Annotated in this window: 15 protein-coding genes, 1 tRNA gene and 1 riboswitch; of the genes, 7 read left to right on the top strand and 9 right to left on the bottom strand. The window is 53.4% G+C overall.

All coding sequences use genetic code 11. From position 1 onward, the window contains the following. Positions 1 to 264: 264 nt before the first annotated feature. From D7M11_RS34110 to D7M11_RS34085, 6 genes are all read left to right on the top strand, one after another. Complete coding sequence (locus D7M11_RS34110) at positions 265 to 924, top strand: HD-GYP domain-containing protein (RefSeq protein ID WP_120751746.1); 660 nt, start codon at positions 265 to 267, stop codon at positions 922 to 924. 10 nt (positions 925 to 934) lie between these two features. Continuing rightward, positions 935 to 2524: a methyl-accepting chemotaxis protein gene (locus D7M11_RS34105; protein WP_120751745.1), complete on the top strand. Its 1590-nt coding sequence runs from the start codon at positions 935 to 937 to the stop codon at positions 2522 to 2524. Positions 2525 to 2551: 27 nt separating this feature from the next. Next, complete coding sequence (locus tag D7M11_RS34100; RefSeq protein WP_120751744.1) at positions 2552 to 2977, top strand: chemotaxis protein CheW; 426 nt, start codon at positions 2552 to 2554, stop codon at positions 2975 to 2977. A 197-nt stretch (positions 2978 to 3174) separates the two neighbouring features. After that, positions 3175 to 3690: an acyl-CoA thioesterase gene (locus D7M11_RS34095; RefSeq protein ID WP_120751743.1), complete on the top strand. Its 516-nt coding sequence runs from the start codon at positions 3175 to 3177 to the stop codon at positions 3688 to 3690. A gap of 40 nt (positions 3691 to 3730) precedes the next feature. Then, the gene (locus D7M11_RS34090) at positions 3731 to 4159 is read left to right on the top strand and encodes an Rrf2 family transcriptional regulator (protein ID WP_120751742.1); all 429 of its coding nucleotides are present in this window, start codon (positions 3731 to 3733) and stop codon (positions 4157 to 4159) included. A 114-nt stretch (positions 4160 to 4273) separates the two neighbouring features. Continuing rightward, entirely contained in the window at positions 4274 to 5293 is a 1020-nt protein-coding gene (locus tag D7M11_RS34085) for a polysaccharide deacetylase family protein (protein ID WP_120751741.1), read from the top strand. 49 nt (positions 5294 to 5342) lie between these two features. Here D7M11_RS34085 and D7M11_RS34080 read toward each other — a convergent pair whose 3' ends face one another. The 7 genes from D7M11_RS34080 to D7M11_RS34050 all read right to left on the bottom strand — a co-directional run bounded on the left by D7M11_RS34080 (position 5343) and on the right by D7M11_RS34050 (position 15251). After that, positions 5343 to 6260 carry a 3D domain-containing protein gene (locus tag D7M11_RS34080; protein ID WP_120751740.1) on the bottom strand — a complete coding sequence of 306 codons (918 nt, stop codon included), beginning with the start codon at positions 6258 to 6260 and terminating at the stop codon, positions 5343 to 5345. 9 nt (positions 6261 to 6269) lie between these two features. Continuing rightward, positions 6270 to 6442: riboswitch (cyclic di-AMP (ydaO/yuaA leader) on the bottom strand. 65 nt (positions 6443 to 6507) lie between these two features. Continuing rightward, on the bottom strand, positions 6508 to 7089 hold the full coding sequence (locus tag D7M11_RS34075; RefSeq protein ID WP_120751739.1) for a DNA-3-methyladenine glycosylase I: 582 nt from the start codon (positions 7087 to 7089) through the stop codon (positions 6508 to 6510). A 72-nt stretch (positions 7090 to 7161) separates the two neighbouring features. Continuing rightward, complete coding sequence (locus tag D7M11_RS34070) at positions 7162 to 8871, bottom strand: hypothetical protein (protein WP_147433545.1); 1710 nt, start codon at positions 8869 to 8871, stop codon at positions 7162 to 7164. Between the two features lie 140 nt (positions 8872 to 9011). Continuing rightward, positions 9012 to 10589: an extracellular solute-binding protein gene (locus D7M11_RS34065; RefSeq protein ID WP_120751737.1), complete on the bottom strand. Its 1578-nt coding sequence runs from the start codon at positions 10587 to 10589 to the stop codon at positions 9012 to 9014. 166 nt (positions 10590 to 10755) lie between these two features. Next, positions 10756 to 11628 carry a carbohydrate ABC transporter permease gene (locus D7M11_RS34060; RefSeq protein WP_120751736.1) on the bottom strand — a complete coding sequence of 291 codons (873 nt, stop codon included), beginning with the start codon at positions 11626 to 11628 and terminating at the stop codon, positions 10756 to 10758. Positions 11629 to 11761: 133 nt separating this feature from the next. Then, on the bottom strand, positions 11762 to 12628 hold the full coding sequence (locus D7M11_RS34055) for an ABC transporter permease (RefSeq protein ID WP_120751748.1): 867 nt from the start codon (positions 12626 to 12628) through the stop codon (positions 11762 to 11764). A gap of 316 nt (positions 12629 to 12944) precedes the next feature. Beyond that, entirely contained in the window at positions 12945 to 15251 is a 2307-nt protein-coding gene (locus D7M11_RS34050; RefSeq protein WP_158606981.1) for a helix-turn-helix domain-containing protein, read from the bottom strand. Between the two features lie 323 nt (positions 15252 to 15574). On the opposite strand from D7M11_RS34050, the gene D7M11_RS34045 reads away from it, so the two are divergent. Beyond that, a tRNA-Thr gene (locus tag D7M11_RS34045) sits at positions 15575 to 15647 on the top strand. 354 nt (positions 15648 to 16001) lie between these two features. Here D7M11_RS34045 and D7M11_RS34040 read toward each other — a convergent pair. Together D7M11_RS34040 and D7M11_RS34035 are read right to left on the bottom strand one after the other, a co-directional pair. Next, complete coding sequence (locus D7M11_RS34040; protein ID WP_120751734.1) at positions 16002 to 16805, bottom strand: DUF4352 domain-containing protein; 804 nt, start codon at positions 16803 to 16805, stop codon at positions 16002 to 16004. Positions 16806 to 17069: 264 nt separating this feature from the next. Continuing rightward, entirely contained in the window at positions 17070 to 18026 is a 957-nt protein-coding gene (locus tag D7M11_RS34035; RefSeq protein WP_120751733.1) for an SPL family radical SAM protein, read from the bottom strand. Between the last annotated feature and the right edge of the window lie 227 nt (positions 18027 to 18253).

Here is an 18253-nt window from a genome sequence, read left to right as displayed (position 1 = left end):
ATATTTTGATCATAATGTTATATAAAATTATCATCGATTTGTGTCGAAATTGCAAGAACCCTAGAGCACGAAGAGATTGCGGGCTAGGGAAAGAAAGCTATGAATCTAACAAAATGGGTATTTTGTTTTATTGGAAGACGTAGACACTATTTTTCCGCATGCAGAAACGTGAGAAGGGGGACGTAGTAGTAGATATTCCAGCCTTTATTGACAATCACTGGTTATGGAAGATGACAAACTCCTGAACCTTAAGGAGGAGCATGGATGAAGATCATAATGGCTGATTGTCTGCGGCGTTTTTTGAACAAAAACGACAGAATGACCTATGAACACAGCCTGCGTCTCGCACATATGGCCAGGATTATGACGGAGTATTTCCCGGACATTCAGGAAGCCGACAAAGAAGCGTTCGTCACGGGCTGCTGTATTCACGATATCGGGAAAGGGTTGATTCCGAACGATATTTTGCATAAACCTTCCATTTTGACTACCGGGGAGTGGCGAATGATGAGACGACACCCGGAACTTGGGCTTCGTATGCTGAAAATACAGGACTACGTTCATAAACCGATTGTCGATATTGTGCAGTTCCATCATGAACGATGGGACGGCTTGGGTTATCCGTATCAGCTCCGGGGGGATGGAATTCCGATCTGGGCCCGTTTATGCTCGATCCTAGATGCGTACGATTCGATGGTAACCCACAGGCCTTATCGTAAGGCAATGTCGGCCAAACAGGCCAGAGAAGAGCTGCGGAGGCAGCGGGGCGCACAGTTCGATCCGGATTATGTGGATCAGTTCCTGGAAGTGCCGTCCGAGGCGTTCGAAAAGGCTACAGAATTTTGCGAAACGTATCCGATGTCAGGATCGTCGGTATGGAAGCGTTGCATGGAACTCGATACAACAACTAAGAAGCAAGGTTAGGTGAAGGTTAATGAAATGGTTTTTGAACTTGAAAACATCCGTAAAATTGATTTCCGCTTTTGTGGCAGTAGCATTGATCTTGGCGGCTGTCGGTGTGTATGCGCTTTCGAACTTAAGTATGCTGAACAGCAACGTCAAAGAAACCTACGAAAACAACCTCGTATCCGTACGGGATTTATCCGCTGCGCAAATCAATTACCAGATGATGAGGGTCGCCATCCGGGAGATGAGTATGATTGCGGAGAAGGAATCGAAGGATAAGCTGTCTTCAGAGATCGATCAATACAGGCAGGAAATCGAAGAGAAGATGAGTGCCTACCGGGGCGTTGCTTATACGAAGGCGGAGTTGGATGAGCTAAAGACGTTCGAGCCTTCTTACGCTGCCTATATCAAACTGTTTGAACAAGCAGTCCAGCTTACATATCAGTCCGATCAAAGCGGATTCCGCCAATTTCTGGAGTCCCAGCTTAACCCTGCCGGAACAAAAATGAGAGCCAGTCTGGGCAAATTGATCGACATGAATATTGATATCGCATCGGCGACTTATAAAGAGTCCGGATCGGCCTATTCGACCGCTCGGAACGTAACGATTGCGGTTATCGTCATCGCATTTTTATTTAGTATTTTTCTTGGATATTACATTGCGGGCTCGATTGCAAATCCGCTTTCCCGCATTGTCGCTCTCGTGTCGAAAGTGGCGCAGGGCGACTTGCGGGAGCAGGCGGATATCGATACAAAGGACGAGGTGGGGCAGCTTTCGCGCTCCATCAATGAGATGATCCACAATTTGCAAGGCTTGATCGGCGGGATTGTCCAGTCGTCGCAAAGCGTGGCTGCAGCGTCGGAGCAAATATCGGCGAGCACGCAGGAAATAGCCGGCAGCAGCACGAATCAGGCCCAATCCGCCCAGCACATTACAGATTTGTTCAACGAATTATCGAGTGCGGTCAACTCGGTGGCACAGGGTGCCGAAGAAGCTGCGGAGCTATCGTCCGAGACGGTACGAACGGCCAATCAAGGAGGCCAAGTGATCGAGGAGTCCATAGCGGGCATGCAAGAGGTTAGCGCCAAAATGTCGAAGCTGGAGGAGGACTCGCAGAAAATCGGCGATATTATCGAAGTGATCGACGACATTGCTGATCAGACCAATCTGCTTGCCCTTAATGCGGCGATCGAGGCCGCTCGGGCCGGCGATCAGGGAAGAGGCTTCGCAGTCGTGGCCGACGAGGTTCGCAAGCTGGCGGAGCGCAGCAGCGAAGCGACCAAGCAAATATCCGCGATCATCAAAGTCATGCAGGAGAATACGAAGATGAGCGTCGTTGCCGTTCAGAACAGCGTGAAGGAGTCTTCGCGGACAGGGGAAGCGTTCCAGAAGATTGTCGCGATGGTGGACGCCTCCTCCAATAAAGTAAACGAGATCGCGGCGGCGAGCGAACAACAGGCGGCCCAAACTTCGGAAGTGATGACCGCGGTGCAGTCGATCGCGGCGGCGAGCGAGGAAGCGGCTGCGGCGTCTGAAGAAACCGCGGCGACCTGCCAGTCGCTCGCCAATCTGGCGGATGAGCTGAATACGTCGGTGTCTGTTTTCAAAACCCGCTAATCTTTTGGATGTGGATGTGATCCGATCATGATGCAAGCGCAAGAGCAATATATAGAGTTCGGTATCGGCGAGTTTACTTATGCCATCAAGATTGCAGAAGTTCATGAAATTATCAGAATGCAGCCGATCACCGATATTCCGCATTCCAGACCGGATGTAAGAGGCGTGTTCAGTTTGCGCGGCAAGGTCGTACCGGTTATTGGCCTTCGCACCCTGTTCCAATTGCCCAAGGAAGTCGAAACCAAGAGCACCCGCATCGTTGTAGTAGGGTATCGCGAGCAAAGCGTCGGCCTTATCGTCGACCGCGTCAATAAAGTAACCTCTTATGCGGAAATTCACCCCGCGCCGGAGCAGGCCGGCAGCGAGAGCGGCAAGTTCCTCCACGGAATCGGTCTTCGGGATAAGCAGTTGGTCGGGATCTTGAAATTGGACGAGGTTCTTCTTAGCGAATAGCCCGGAAGAGAGCGACCCGAAGCCCCATTGAGATCGTACAGTCGTTCCGGTACAATGAAACTATCCGATATCGAAAAATCCGAATCGCGAGGTTCGGATTTTTTCATTTTTCGCAGCCTGCAGCCTTCGGATCCAAATAGCTTGGCATACTAAAGGGGTAGAAACGACGATTTAACAGAGGAAGGCATGTGACAACGATGGTGGAACAAAGGTTCGCGAAGGAGTCCCGCTGCTACAAAACGTTCCGGGTGTTTCCAACGGACGTCAACAATTACAACACGCTGTTCGGCGGCAAGCTGATGGCCTATATCGACGATATTGCGTCCATTTCTGCGGCGAAGCATTGCCGGCGATCGGCCGTGACGGCTTCCACCGATTCGGTCGACTTTTTGATGCCGATTCCGATGACCGCTTCGGTATGCCTGGAATCGTTCGTGACGTATACGGGCCGCAGCTCGATGGAAGTATTCGTCAAAGTAATTACCGAGGACATGCTCAGCGGAGAGCGGCATATTGCGGCAACGTCGTTTCTGACGTTCGTCGCGCTTGGAGATGACAAACGGCCTGTTCCCGTGCCGCAGGTCGTGCCGGAAACCGAAGAGGAAATTCAGCTGCATCACACTGCGGTGGGGCGCGCCGAGATGCGCAGACACCGGCGGGAGGAAAGCAAGAAGTTCGCCGATTTTTTGACGACCAGTTATTCCTGGGAGTAAGCGTCGGGCGGCTTGACAAGGTGGAAGGAGAGGAGCGCTTGTGGCGATTAACAGCCGTTTTGCCGTAGGTGTCCATATACTTGCATTGCTGGAAATCCAGAAGGAGGGACGTCTGACGTCCGAGCTGATTGCGGGCAGCGTCAATACAAATCCTGTCGTCGTGCGACGGATCATGAGCATGCTGAGCAAGGCGGGGCTCGTCCGTACAAGCCCGGGTGTTGCCGGAGCCACACTCGCGAGGCCGGTCCATGCCATAACGCTGCTGGATGTCTACAAGGCGGTGCGGGACGATGACAACGATGCCCTGTTTGCAATCCACGACAAACCGAATCCGGCATGTCTAGTCGGGCGGAATATTCAAACCGCACTGGATAAAAGCTTTCAGCAGGCGCAAACGGCGATGGAGCAGGAGCTTGGCCGTGTGACGCTCGATTCGGTCGTATTCGATATCGTACAACAAGACGTTTGATCGCGATTCCCGCGACTTGCGTCTTTCTTTTTTTTCATCCTATACAGTCAGGCAACCTTCGGATAATTCCTTTGCGAACAAGCATACTAAGCTTAAAACGGGAGGGGGTTGCCTATGAAGCGAATTACCGGCTATGCGCTTGTCATCTTAATAGCAGCAGGCTGCACTTCCTCTATCCCCGATCCGGGAAGCGGAACGGCGAAGGCGCCCGCTCAGGTTGGGGCGAATCAGCCCGGCTCCGTCTTTACAGCGGCGGGACAGGCTCCGCTGCTGGCTGAGACGGCAGAGCTCGAACGGGCGATTTCCGAATCTTTATCCGTTCCCGCTCCTGTGCCAGCCGCTCCTGTGGCGGAAACAGGGAAGAAGGAACCGGCAGCAGTTCCCGTGCCGAAGCCTGAGCCGCGTTCAAAGGCTTCGAAAGCGGCGAAAGTGCCGTCTGTCAGCGTGCAAAAATCGCAAGCGCAGGCGATGAAGAAGCTGACGATCGCGGAGCTGCGGGCCAAATATCCCGAAGTGTTCAAGCTTAGCGGCAGCGCGAAGGAGAAGAACATTGCGCTCACTTTCGACGACGGTCCCGACGAACGGTTTACGCCGCAGGTGCTCGATGTTCTGAAGGCTTACGGGGTTAAGGCTACATTTTTCCTGCTCGGAAAAAAGGCGGAGGCACATCCTGCCATCGTCAAACGGATCGTCCGGGAAGGACATGCGATCGGCAATCATTCGTATCGTCATCCGCTGTTTACGAAAATTACCGTCGATCAGTTCGCCGATGAAGTAGGGCGAACGGAAGAGGTGCTGAATCGCATTATCGGCTATAGGCCCAAGCTGCTGCGCCCGCCTTACGGCGAAATCGGGGAAGGCCAGCTGCAATGGGCCAGCGCCGGCGGTTATGTCGTCGTGAACTGGAATGTCGATTCGCTCGACTGGAAAAGCCTCGGAGAGAAGCAGGTGTCCGGCAATATCTTGAACCATACGAAGGCTGGGGCGATTGTGCTTCAGCATTCGGCCGGAGGAGATAGCCAGGACCTTAGCGGAACCGTCAAGGCGTTGCCCGCCATCATCATGAAGCTGCGGGAGCAGGGGTACGGACTCGTTACCGTTCCGGAGCTGCTGCACTTGCCGAAAAATAAATAGCGGCAGCTTACTGTGCGGAAAACAAGAAGAAAAACAAAAATCGCCGACATCAGTCGACGACATACAAAGTAACGTTCTGGTAACCGAAATGTTTCGCCTTCTCCGGCGAATCCGGCACAAACAAATCCACGCGGTTTCCATCGATAGCGCCGCCGATATCGACCGCTTTGGCCATCATCCCGCCGGTGGGCAGACCGTTATAGGTATAGCCCGTCACATAAACCGTTGAGCCCAGCGGAATTACGTCGGGATCGACGGCGATCGAACCGACCTTCAGCGAATTGCCGAAGTAGTCTTTTCCCGCATAGCCTCCGTTTTCTTCTGCGCTAGCCGTATAAGCGGAGGCTACGGCTTTGATCGTCTTTTTCGGCGTAATGGTCGCGCCGGTAACGGTAGTGACCTTATTTTTCGCATCGGCTTCTTTTGCCGACTCGGCAGCGGAAGCTTTTTTCATCGTTTTCGCTGCTATGGCTTCTTTTTGAACGGCTGCCGTCTTGTTCGTCTGCGAAGCTGGCAACGCCTGAGCTTGCGGCTCAACTGCCGGCTGCGCGGCTGCGGGCTGCGGGTTCAAGACTGCGGCCGCCGTCTTTTCTGGCATAGCCAGCGTATAAGCGAGCGGCATGACCGCTAGATCGGCTTCCAGGGGCACCATTTGTAACTGCGGCGGCTCCGCCTGAAACAGTGACGTGACGGTTGCCATCAGATGCGATGTGAGCGCAACCGGCTTGCTCGGAGCCGTAAGCAGCTGCGCCGCGAACAGATGATTATGCAGCAGTTCTGTTTTGTAAGCGGAAAAGTCGGAATTAGCCGGAAGCGAAGCATCGGCGCTACTTACAAGCGGCGATGCGGGTTGAAGAAGAATCGGGTCCATAGGCCGGCCTGCCGCCGTAACGACCGTGCCGGATAATAAAATCAGGGCAAAACCGCCCGTAAGCCATGTGCGTTTCCATGCCTTATGCAAATTCATGTATGCGATTCCTCTCCTTTTGTTCGCCTACGAGGTTAGTTGTCGGATTCGGATTGAGGATACAACCCTACGCGTAAATTACGCGATTCACCCCAGAACGGATAAGCTTCGAGTAACAGCCTGTCCGTAGTAAAAAGTCCCCCGCACTTATGTGCCGGAAGCCGCTGCAGCATTCCCATCGACTTCCAAAAACCGAAGTTTCGGCTACTTCAAAAAGGCTAACATACATCAAACGGCATGAAAACCCTCAATTATTGGAATTGATCTCCTTGTGGCGGTAGCAGTTGGTAACATGATCCTGAACCATTCCGGTCGCCTGCATCAGCGCATAACAGATCGTCGAGCCGACGAAGGTGAACCCGCGTTTCTTCAAATTCTTGCTCATAACGTCGGAAATCGGCGTTTTGGCGGGCACTTCGGCAAGCGTCCGCCAGCGGTTTTCGATCGGCTTGCCGCCGACAAACGACCAAATATAAGCGTCGAACGTGCCGAATTCCTGCTGCACGTTCAGAAACGCCTTGGCATTTTTTACCGCTGATTCGATCTTGAGCCGGTTGCGGACAATTCCCGGATTGCCGAGCAATTCATCGATTTTGCGTTCGTCGTAGGCGGCTACCCGGACCGGATCGAACCGGTCGAACGCTTCCCGGTAATGGTCTCTTTTGCGCAAAATGGTATACCAGCTTAAGCCCGCCTGAGCGCCCTCCAAAATGATCCGCTCGAACAAAGCGTTATCGTCGTGAACCGGTATGCCCCATTCTTTGTCGTGGTAGTCGATATAAAGCTGGCTGTCGTTCACCCAGCCGCATCTCGTAACGGCTTCGGTCATAGGCTCAGAACCTCCTTAGGCGGATCGCGATTCGTTCGGTATAAGCCATCATACCATTTTGCGCGATAAAACTTAAAGGATGGAGCTCGAAAGCTTTACGCTCCAGCGAACGATATGACCCGGCTGAAGCGGTCCGGACGCTCTGGCGTACACCTTGGCGGATATGCCGCTAACGGACAGTATGGAGCGGTGCAGCTCCATCTCGGGGGAAGCGGTGCCTTCATAACGCAGCGTAAAAGACTGGTCTCCCGTTCGCAGCAGCAGTACGCCGCTTTCCGGCGTTTCCGCAATGCGCAGCGGGTTGCGGCCGTCGTGAACGACCAGCGGGAGTACATGATCGATCGATCGGAGCGCCTGCTTCACCTCCAGCACGTAATGCCAGGCTATGCCGTCGTCGCCGATCGTTATCGTCTTCTCGCAGCTTAACCTTTCGTCCGCGTAGCGCATCCGGAATCCGTCGCTCTCAGCGGTTAGCTGAACATTGTGCGTCATATCTGGCACATGAACTAGGCCGGCTTCGTCGGTAATCGCGTAGCCTTCCCATACGTCGTCCCGGTCCCTCTTGGCGCTCAACCGGTATGGCGATGACAGGCGCGGTTCGGCAACCGGTACTTTGCGTCCATCGAGCCGGAAGTGAAAGCCTTGCATCACCGGGGCATATTGGCGATTATGCATGCGCATCGTGCAGCCGAAAAAGTGAAGGCCGCAGCGGTAAAATGCGTATCCGCTTTCGGCATCGATCATAGTGGCGTCCAGCTCTCGATCCGACTCCGCCGCTTCGCTGGACATCGCCTCCGGCAGGCGGATGCCTCGCTCCAGCACACGCTCTGCGACGGCAATGCCGGTTAAGCCGAGCAGGTTGTACATATTGAGATGCGTGTACGTCTCAAAGCCGACCCGCAGCGAGTGGGGCAGCAAGTTCGGCGTACATCCGTACGTTCCGTCTTCATGGGCATACGGGAGCCAGTTGCGGAAGGCTGCATCGACCGTGGCCCCGTATTCGCCCCCTGGCGCAGTATAGGCGAGCAGAGCGGTAAGCGCCCCCCACGTAAATGTCTGGTAGCTGCTCCGCTCGATCATGGCGAAGGCGCCGTCCGGGGTGACCGTATGCCGCAGCCACAACATGCCGCTGCGAATGATCCGCTCCGCCTCAAGCCGCTCCGCTTCCAACTCTTCCGGCCAGTTCTTGATCATGGCGATAGCCCCCAGAAGCAGGAACAGGGTGAACGCATGGTAGGCGATCGGCATGCCGTCATGGATTTGCTTCTCGGTCACCTCGTCGTTGATGAACCCGGACCCTAGCTGCGCACGGGCAATGAACGTCAGCCGGTGACGGAGCAGCTCCCGGTTCGCCGGGCGCAAGCCCAGCATTTCCGTAAATAGCTCCATCGACCACTGCAAGGCGGCACAATTCGTATTAACGACGACGCAGTCATCCTCGTAGGCGGCCAGGACGCCGCCAAAACGTCCGACAAGCCGGGAGCGGTCGGGCTCCGGCGCCAGCAGCAGCGCCATTAACCCGTAGTGGTATAGGAACACCCGGCAGAACGGGGTTACGCCCTGCTTGTCGCCGAGCAGCGTTACGGTACGGGCGAGCATTTGCTCCAGCAGTTTGGCCGCTTCTTCGGTGCGGCTGGAGCTGCATACGGCGGCAAGTACCGCAGCTGCATTGGCGGGCGCGTAATTTTCGCTGTAGATCGTTTCGTACGGGTCGGGCAAATGGCCGTCCGGTGTCGTCCAGGTCCGGATAACAGGGACATAACGCCGCAGTACATCGCGCATTTCCGCGGCCTCCGTTTGAAAGGAAGGGAACATTTCGGAATCTCTCCTGTTCTGTGCGCCTGGGGGAATCGCCAAACGGCGCCGCCCGGTTCTATCGAACCGGAAGCAGCGCCTGGCGGGCGGTTAATCGCTACTGTCGCTTATTTCTTAGCTTCTTTGATGCCGTCGTTAACTTCCTTCATCAGCTGCGCGCCTCCGCGGCCTTTCCATTCCTCGATCATCTTGTCCCAATCGGAGATCGGACGCTGGCCGGAGATCATCTTCGTTTGCTCGTCGATCAAATATTTGTCGAGCTCGCTGCCTTTAGCCGCAAGCGTTTCTGAATAAACGAGGTTGACCGGATTGTCGTACGGCGTTTTGTTGTACGTTTTTTCCATCTGCTCGATCTTGGCGATAAACGCTTGCATTTCCGGCGAGTTGTAAGAGGCTTTGGAAAACTGGTTGGCGTCGTCGCTCGGCGCCCAAGGCTTCCAGAACTCATGGCGCTGCAGCATGTACTGGATCGGCGTATTGGACTCTTGACCGGCTTTCGGTACCGCTTTGCCGTTCACCATGTCGTAGCCTACGCCGTTGCCGCCCATAATCCAGTCGAACTGCTGGTTTTGCGGGTTACGCTGGTCGAGTGGGATGAACTGACGGCCATAGTCGAGAATTTCAAATATTTTCTTAACTTTGTCCGGGTCGTTTTTCAGCTTGGCGGACAGTGTCGTAAGCCCGAAGAAGCCGCGTCCTTTCAGGTTGCCCTGGGAGCCGTCCGGAGCTTTGAAGAACGGAATCGGTTCCACTTTCGCTTTCGGATCGACTTTCAGCAGACCGGTGTAGTAGTCTTCCACCATCCCGCTTGGCGTGCCGATAAAGATACCCGCTTTGCCGGAATAAAACTCCTTGTTCGCCTGCGCCCAGTTGAGCACGGCGAAGTCCTTCGTCACAGCGCCTTCCTTGTAGGCGGCCGTCATCGTCTCAATAACTTCCTTACGTCCCGGACCGATCAGGCCGGGCATGTAGTTGCCGTCCTTATCCTTGTGGTACCAGCCGCTCGACCAATAGGCGCCCATAGCATGCTCGGGGCTGATGTTTTCGCCGAGTGCGAAGCCGTACGTATCGTTTTTGCCGTTTTTGTCCGGGTCGTTTTTCGTAAAGGCAACGGCGACTTCAAGCAGTTCCTTGTAGTTGGTCGGCATTTTCAGGCCGAGATTGTCGAGCCAGTCTTGACGGATCGTTCCCGAGAACGTGTAAGTCGGCTGGTACATCGGAATGCTGTAAATTTTGCCGTTGACGCGGAATTGATCGTAAATGGACTTCGGAACGCCCTTCAGCGTAGCGTATTGGTCGATATATTCGTCGAGCGGAAGGAAGGCGCCTTGTTTGGCCCATTTGTAATAGTTCGAATCCAGGTTCATGATCGCTACGACATCCGGCATGTCGCCAGAAGCCATGATGACGTTTAATTTCTCTTTGTAGTCGGACTGAAGAACGAACTGGGATTTGATGTTGGCGCCGAATTTTTGTTTGATCGCTTCTACGCCTTTACTGTTCGGATCGGGAAAGATCGTGTAGGCGAAGTTGAGGAAGCTGATATCGTATGTTTTGTTCGTATTAGGTGCATTCGTGTCGCCGGCCTTCGGCGTATCGCCCGATTTGGCGCCCCCGGAACAAGCGGCGAGGGATGCGGACAGAACGGACAGCGCGACGAGGCTAGTGAGTGTTTTTCCTTTCATAGCAGACACCTCCATGTTTGATGGCACAGCTTTGTTTGGTGAACGAACCCCTTATGGATGAAACGTTTGAAGCTTTCCGGGCATCGGTTGCCGGAGTTGTACGGACTCCGCAGCCTCTCCCGTTTAGTATGGCCCAGCCCAGCGAACGGCTCGCGCGTTTGCCGAATCAGCCTTTGACCGAGCCGATCATCACCCCCTTGGCGAAATGCCTTTGCAGAAACGGATATACGATCAGGATCGGTATCGTCGCCAGCAGGATGGCGGCCATCTGCGTCGTTTCAGCCGGCGGCGGCTGAATGTTGGCGAGCTGATCGGCTTGCAGCGAAGACGTATCGTTCACGACGACGATCTGCCGGAGCAGCAGCTGGATCGGCCATAGATTCGGATTGCTCAGGTACAGCATGCCGGTGAAGTACGAGTTCCAGTGCATAACGGTGTAAAACAAGCCGAAAGTAGCGAGTGCCGGCTTCGACAGCGGCAATACGATACGGGCGAAGACGGTAAACGGACCCGCGCCGTCGATCAGGGCGGCCTCGTTCAGCTCTTCGGGGATGTTTTTGAAAAACTGGGTGAAAACGATCAAGTTCCACGGGCTGATCAGTACCGGAATAATAAGCGCCCAAATCGTATTAAGCAGCATCGTTTCCTTGACGATGAGGTACGTCGGGATAATCCCGGCGCTGAACAGAAACGTGAACAGCACCAAAAACAGGAGCACACGCTGGCCGAAAAACGGCTTCGACAGTGCATAGGCCATCGTAGACGTAAAGGCGAGATTAAGCAGCGTACCGATCACCGTAATGAAAATCGTGACAAAGATCGATTTGATAAACTTGTCGTTGGACAATATATACCGGTACGCGTCCGTCACCCAATGCTCGGGCCAAAAAATAAAGTCTTTGCGCAAATATTCTTCCATTGAAGAAAACGACACGGAAAAAATGTACAGGAACGGGACGATCATCGTGGCGGCGATGAGGACCAGCAGCAAAATGTTGACCCCGTCTCCTATCCGGTCGAGCCATGAGCGGTGATGCATGCCGTATTCGCACCTCCTTCTTCTTGTTGTAAAAGGTAAAGCTTAACTTCACTTTTTGGGGTGCAAGTCTCGGGGTCCCCGAAAAGTATTCGGACTACGCTGCGAAGGTCAGCTTCACTTTTTGGGGTGCCTCTTAGTAGATGCCTTCTTCGCCGAAACGTTTGGACAGCTTGTTGGCCGCCACGACAAGAATGAGACCCACGACCGATTTGAACAAGCCGACTGCGGTCGCAAAGCTGAAGTCCGATTGCAGCACGCCTTTATAGTACACATACGTGTCCAGCACTTCGCCGACTTCCTTGACATACGGATTGAGCATCAGGAAAATTTGCTCGAAACCGTTGTCGAGAACGGTGCCGAGGCGCAAAATAAGCAAAATGACGATCGTGCTCCGGATGGATGGAAGCGTGATGCTCCAAATACGCCGCCAGCGTCCGGCCCCGTCTACAATGGCCGCCTCGTACAACTCGGGGTTCACCCCGGCGAGCGCCGCCAGGAAGACGATCGTGCTCCAGCCCGCTTCCTTCCAGATTACTTCGAGGACGATAAGCGGCTTAAACAGATACGGCTGCTGCAAAAACAGAACCGGTTCGGCGCCGAAGAAATGCGCTGTCAAGCTGTTGATGACACCGTCGCTGCGCAGGAATATCGTAACAAGTCCAATCACGACGACCCACGATAAAAAGTGCGGCAAATAAACGAAAGACTGGATCAGCCGTTTAAACCATTCGCTCTTAACCTCGTTCAGCATAAGCGCCAGTACGATAGGTACAGGGAAAGCGAAGGCAATCTGCAGAAACGACAGCGTCAGCGTATTGATCAGCACCTGTACGACTTCGGAGTTATCGAAGATATGGCGGAAATGAGCGAATCCGACCCAGTCGCTGTGCAAAAAGCCTTGAAACGGGCTGTAGTCCTGGAAGGCGATAACCGAACCGAGCAGCGGCACATATTTGTAGATGAGAAAATAAAGCGTGCCGGGCAGCGCAAACAAGTACATGACCCTGCTCTTCCACAGCTTTCTGCCCAAATTGGCCCAAAAGCCGCGCTGCGGTTTGGCCGCGCCCGTGAAAGGTTCGTTTGTAATCGTTCTCAAGATGCGTAGTACCCCCTTTCCGGTATGACCGGGTATTTGTCTTCATCGAATTGATGCCATCATAGGGGAAGCGAGCCCGATCTGTAAACGATCTAAATTTTCTAGCGCATTAACAAAAGATGATACCACCGCGCAAATGATGAAACTTGTCCGTAATAACGGCAAAAAGCCTTTGCCACAAAGGCAAAGGCGGTTGACGACATTTCGTGCTGTATGGATTCTAGGCGAAACCGTCCGAGCGTTGGCGAACCGAATCCCGGTACTGACCGGGAGACATGCCGGTCGTTTGCTTAAACGCCCGGGAGAAATTTTGCGTCGTGGTGTACTGCAGACGTTCGGCGATTTGCTTGATAGGCATGTCGGAATGGACGAGCCATTCTTTGGCCCGCGACATCCGGACTTCTATACAATAATCGATGAAGTTGACATTCATCTCATCCTTGAACATCCGGCTCAGTTGGGATTGGGAAACGCCGAAGCGGGAGGACGCCTCCTGCAAGCTCAGCTCGCCCTCCGCACCCTGCTGAATGTAGCTGACAACCTGCTGCACGATCTTCGTCTGGTTCGTAACGTTCCGTTTCTCGTAATGGCTCAGCAGCGCCGGGAAAAACTCTTGGATGAACCAGTCCTGAAGCTGTTCCAGCGATTCCAGCTCATTGACTCGCGCGTATACGTTGTAAGCGAACAGGGACGTCAACTCGAAACCGAGCTGTTCGAGCAGATGATCGACTTCCGCGACGAGGTTCGTGAAGATGCCGGTTACCGGCTTAAAGCCGGTCAAATGATGCGGGATGTCGCGAATCATTTCGTCAAATTCGGCGTAGACCGAATCCATATCGCCTTCGGCGATCCGTTTGACGATCGTTTTTTGCCGTTTGATCAAATTTCGCGCCGACTGCTTGAGCGTATCCTTCGATTCGAGCGCTTGGTGGCTAATCGTCAAATCCCGCCCGAGCAAATGGCGGAAGCTGAGCAGATCGCCGGCTTCGAGATAGCTTTCGTGAATACCGCGGTATGTCGGCCGTATGCGGCTGACGCCGGCTGTAAGCGTAAGACGGAACAGCTCCTTCGTCTGATGGCGGACCCGTACAGTCAACTGTTCGATCTGGCTTTCGAACGCCTCGCCCACGTTGTCCGCTCCGGCGATAAGCGCGATCTTGCCGAGAGAAGGGGATACCGTCACGGAGGCGATTTGAGGAGCGGCTACCTCTTCGACAAGCTTTGTCAGCGCATACATCATGAGCGAACGGTCTTTCCCCTTATAGCTGGTGCGGAACTCCATCAGATCGTCTACTTCGAACAAACAAACGATAAAGCCGTTTTTCCCGTGCAGTGGAAAATCGTACTGCTGCGACTTGAGCGCAAACTCAGCTTCGTTCCATTCGCCCTGAAGCAGCTTGATCAGCGTGTTCTCCCTAAGCTGAGGAGCCTGCTCGCGCAGCTCGCTGTCCAGCCGTTTGTTTGTATCCATGACCTGTTCCATGAAGGCGTCCAGCTGCTGCAAGCCGTCTTGAGAAGGCTTCGTTCGACCCGGCAGCTTCAGCAGCAGCGAGCGGATCGGGTAGTACAGCCGCTTGGAAGCAAACAGGGCAATGAGCCCCCACAGCAGCGCAAGGAAGCCTGCGATCAGCCAGGTCACCTTGCGAATGAGGCTCGCTTTGGCCGTCAGCGCGTCTTGCGGCGCAATGATAACATACGCCCAGTCGTTGAAGGAAGAACGGTGGACGGATACGTTATAACGTTCATCGCCGTAAGCCACCGCTTCGGTAGAGGCCGGCGTTTTTAACTCCAGCCGTTTCGCGAACGGGGCGGGCAGCGTAGTGCCGATTTCTTGCATCTGCTGGCTAAGCACGATGCGGCCGTTGCCGTTAACGACGAGCAGCTGGCTGCCGTCGCCCATGTCGACCGATTGGAGCATTTCATACAGCCGTGTCGGGTCCGCTTCGAGAAATAGAATGCCGTCCACCGTCGAGGAGGAGCCAACCGGCCGGACGATCAGAAAATCGTTTTGATTAGGATACGTATTGGACGGCAGAAACAAGGAGCCGGTAAAGCTGGGCTCGTACTGCCGCAGCGCCTCGTAATAAGGAAAGTCTTTCGTCAAAAGCATCCCTAACGAGGTCGAGTATACCGTATTGAATTTGTTATAAATCAAATAGGCGTTAAACGGGACATCCGATAACGTGCGGTACTTGCGAAGCGTGCTAACCATATCGAGCGTCGCTTCCAGCTTCTCCGGTTCGTCCATCGATATGCCGAGGCGGGCCGACTTCTCAATCGTAACGTCGCCGGCGATCTGAATGGTCATATAATCAAATCGCTTCAGCATCGAGTCGACCTGCAGCTCGATTTGTCGAAGCGTGGCCTCGTGCTTCGCATTAACTTCCTTCTGAATGCTGGAGGAGGCTACATAGGACGCGGCGCTGCCCAGCAGCAGCACGGGCAGAACGCTCAGCAATATCGAGGAGAGCAGCAGCTTGCGCTGAAACGGAAGCTTGCTGAAGAAGGGGATTAACTGCCTTGACATATCCATCCACCCGTCCTTTCTCTCTGTAAGTGCAAACGACCCCTCAAGGTGTATCGGTGGAAGCGTTTCTACATTGCTATCATAAACGATAAACGGGATTAGGCCAAGTCGCTTGGCCAGCTTCTCGGCGTTTTGGACGGGGGTTGTGAAGGAGCAGGAACACGCATGGCTTGTCCCCAGTGAGGAAAGGCGCGGAGCGCTGACGGAGGATTGGCGAAATGTTCAAATCGATGTCGAACGCGACCATAAAATTGTTTGAAATGCTTGTTGACTTTTGACGAAAAATGAGTAATATATATTAAGTGTGATGCAAACAAGCACGTGCTGATGTAGCTCAGCTGGTAGAGCAACGCATTCGTAATGCGTAGGTCGGGGGTTCGAATCCCTTCATCAGCATTGTACAAAACCCTGTATTAACGCGCCTTCTCGACGATTCGAGGGGGCGCGTTTTTATTAGCAATCAAGATTGGAATATAGTTTATAATTCTGGCATAGTAACACAAAATACGTACCAAAATAATGTCAATAACAATTCCAGTTGAACTGCCAAGAAACCAACCGTTGGCGTTTCAGTAATGGTTCAAGATAATACTAGTGCTTTCAATGAGGCATCAACAATGAAGTTTCTGTATATTCAAGGCCCCTCCTGAATAAACTTAAAACCCGCCTGGCCTGTAGTGGCTGGACGGGGTTTTATTTTGCTTATTTCTGTCTATTCCTTCTATAATGGAGCGCAATATTAAAAGTGATTTATCTCGGTTTTAGAATGATGTCAACCGGCTTAGTTGTCGCGAACCCTACCCCACCACGAACCTGCATCTTATAATCTACTATCATCTGGTCTTTGGGCATATCGAATACTACAAACCCGTTCAATACAATGCCTGGATTAATTTTTTCAAGAAAGAATTTGGAATCGGTGTTCATATAGATCGCAGCGGTCGCATCTGGTTCGTATTTCACGCCAGTATTCGAAATCAAAGTGAACATGGATGAGTCCACAGTCCTGGCCTCCTTGTCGTCGTTTCTTGCGGCAACCGGGAAAATCCAGTAGATTCCTTTGGCCTTTTGATTCAAATACTTGTCCCCGATTGTTGCCGCAGTACTTGGATCAGAGACTACGATAGAAATATTACCCGCTTTAACTGTATCCCCGGCTCGTGGTGCTTTCGCTTCTGCTTCAGCCTTGGCTTTAGCTTCCGCCTCTGCTTTGGCTAGAGCATTAGCCTCTGCCTTGGCCTTAGCATCTGCCTCTTTCTGAGCTTTTGCATCTGCTTTAGCTTGTTCAGCAGCCTCTTTCTTCGCAGCGGCATCCTCATTACTGCTATCACCTACTTTTGCATTGGCAGCTGAGCTATCGCTTTCTGCCTTATCAGGCGCAGTAGCTCCGATAGCAATAAATAAAACGATTAATCCCAATCCGTAAATCATTAATGCTTTACCGCGAGTTCTTTTTTCAGGTGGGCCCCATTTCACAACAGCACCTGGTTTGAAAAGTCCGATGATAAGTGAAACAAAGCAGCCAAGAAGTAATAAAACGAGTACGTTCGACAAAGCGGGAGACCTCCTCATTATTTTGGGTTACTGTGATGGTTCTACAGTAATATACAAATTCCTTCAAATATCTGCATACTTTTTCCTATTTGATGATTTTTATCCTAAATCTATAGGTAATATGTAACACATCAGATTCTGTTGGATACGCCGATCAGACCGGAAGAACTCGGGGGCAAAGAAGTGTCCGTACCCAATGTTATTACTCCTACCGGCATATCGCAGGAGACCCTTCAACTGATCCGTACGTGTCCGCCCCCACCATCAAAACAAATACAACTGCTGCACGGCCGGGGCGGATTCGGTAGCGCCGGCGTCTTCGAAGTCGGCGGCTGCGGCGGGACGGCGATCGGAGTCGGACTCGCGCAGCCAGTACTGCTCCAGCAGCAGCCGGATCGTCTGCCGCACTCGCACGCGGTAATCGTCCAGCGCGTTGGCGGAGCCGCGGTACATGGTGGCGTACGTTTCGGTCAGATGCGGGTAATGCTCGTGCAGAGTGCGAAAAAACCAAACTTTGACTTCGCGTGTGCTGAGCCGGAGCATAGAGGACATGACGCTGCCGGGGTGGCAGTCTGCGATGGCTTCGATCAGAGCGCCCAGATCGTCCGCATGATCGGAAATATGAGGAAGGATAGGGGCAACGAATACCCTAGTCACGATGCCCTCCTCGCCGAGCTGTTTGATCGCCTCCAACCTTTTGCGAGGGGAGGGGGTGGACGGCTCGAAGTTTTTCCAGACGTCTGTCCGGAGCGTGCCGACGCTCATGTTGACAGAGACGCCGGGCATACGCCGGAGCAGGTCGAGATCGCGCAGGATAAGCGGCGATCTAGTCGTGATCGATACGCTCACGGGGTACTCGGCCAAAACTTCCAGACAAGCGCGGGTCAATCCGGCGTTTGCTTCGACCTGCTGATAAGGATCTGTCGCTGTCCCGATGGCGATGCGGCCGATGGCGCGCACGCCTTTGCGAGAACGGGCCATTTTGTCGAGCTGCGAGCGAAGCGCTTCGGGACCTTCCGTCTTCATTAAAATGCGGTTTTGAAACGTATCGTCGGCTTCCATGCCGAGGAACGCATGCGTGGAGCGGGCGTAACAGAAGGCGCAGCCGTGCTGGCAGCCGCGATACGGGTTGATCGACCATTCGAACGGCATGGACGGAGCTTTGACCGGACCGAGCATCGTTTTGACGGCCAGCGGTTCGTATCGGATATGGCGCTTCATACAGGCAGGCCTCCTTCATTTAATCAGAACATATGTTCCTATAATAACAAAGTGAAGCAAATTCCGCAACGCCACATCCTTCCATAAGAAAGCTTACGTCGCACAACCCGACCCCAGACGGGGAACGGGCTTTCCCTTAAGTCCGATGCAGGAGGAAAGGCTCGGATGCTACAATAAAGACACAAGAGAAAGCCTGTTATTGCGGCGAAAGATCGGGAGGAAATACA

Origin of the sequence: Paenibacillus ginsengarvi, from assembly GCF_003626695.1 — a bacterium.
In the GTDB taxonomy this organism is placed as follows: Bacteria; Bacillota; Bacilli; order Paenibacillales; family NBRC-103111; genus Paenibacillus_AB; species Paenibacillus_AB ginsengarvi.
The sequence above is the reverse complement of the archived record's forward strand: the minus strand, read 5'-3'. Positions and strand labels throughout refer to the sequence as shown.

Bases quoted from the DNA above. Each gene is read 5' to 3' on its own strand.
- D7M11_RS34085 (WP_120751741.1), top strand. From the start codon at position 4,274: ATGAAGCGAATTACCGGCTATGCGCTTGTCATCTTAATAGCAGCAGGC.
- D7M11_RS34070 (WP_147433545.1), bottom strand. From the start codon at position 8,871: ATGCGCGATGTACTGCGGCGTTATGTCCCTGTTATCCGGACCTGGACG.
- D7M11_RS34065 (WP_120751737.1), bottom strand. From the start codon at position 10,589: ATGAAAGGAAAAACACTCACTAGCCTCGTCGCGCTGTCCGTTCTGTCC.
- D7M11_RS34100 (WP_120751744.1), top strand. From the start codon at position 2,552: ATGATGCAAGCGCAAGAGCAATATATAGAGTTCGGTATCGGCGAGTTT.
- D7M11_RS34055 (WP_120751748.1), bottom strand. From the start codon at position 12,628: ATGTACTTGTTTGCGCTGCCCGGCACGCTTTATTTTCTCATCTACAAA.
- D7M11_RS34080 (WP_120751740.1), bottom strand. From the start codon at position 6,260: ATGAATTTGCATAAGGCATGGAAACGCACATGGCTTACGGGCGGTTTT.
- D7M11_RS34050 (WP_158606981.1), bottom strand. From the start codon at position 15,251: ATGTCAAGGCAGTTAATCCCCTTCTTCAGCAAGCTTCCGTTTCAGCGC.
- D7M11_RS34035 (WP_120751733.1), bottom strand. From the start codon at position 18,026: ATGAAGCGCCATATCCGATACGAACCGCTGGCCGTCAAAACGATGCTC.
- D7M11_RS34105 (WP_120751745.1), top strand. From the start codon at position 935: ATGAAATGGTTTTTGAACTTGAAAACATCCGTAAAATTGATTTCCGCT.
- D7M11_RS34060 (WP_120751736.1), bottom strand. From the start codon at position 11,628: ATGCATCACCGCTCATGGCTCGACCGGATAGGAGACGGGGTCAACATT.
- D7M11_RS34110 (WP_120751746.1), top strand. From the start codon at position 265: ATGAAGATCATAATGGCTGATTGTCTGCGGCGTTTTTTGAACAAAAAC.
- D7M11_RS34095 (WP_120751743.1), top strand. From the start codon at position 3,175: ATGGTGGAACAAAGGTTCGCGAAGGAGTCCCGCTGCTACAAAACGTTC.
- D7M11_RS34075 (WP_120751739.1), bottom strand. From the start codon at position 7,089: ATGACCGAAGCCGTTACGAGATGCGGCTGGGTGAACGACAGCCAGCTT.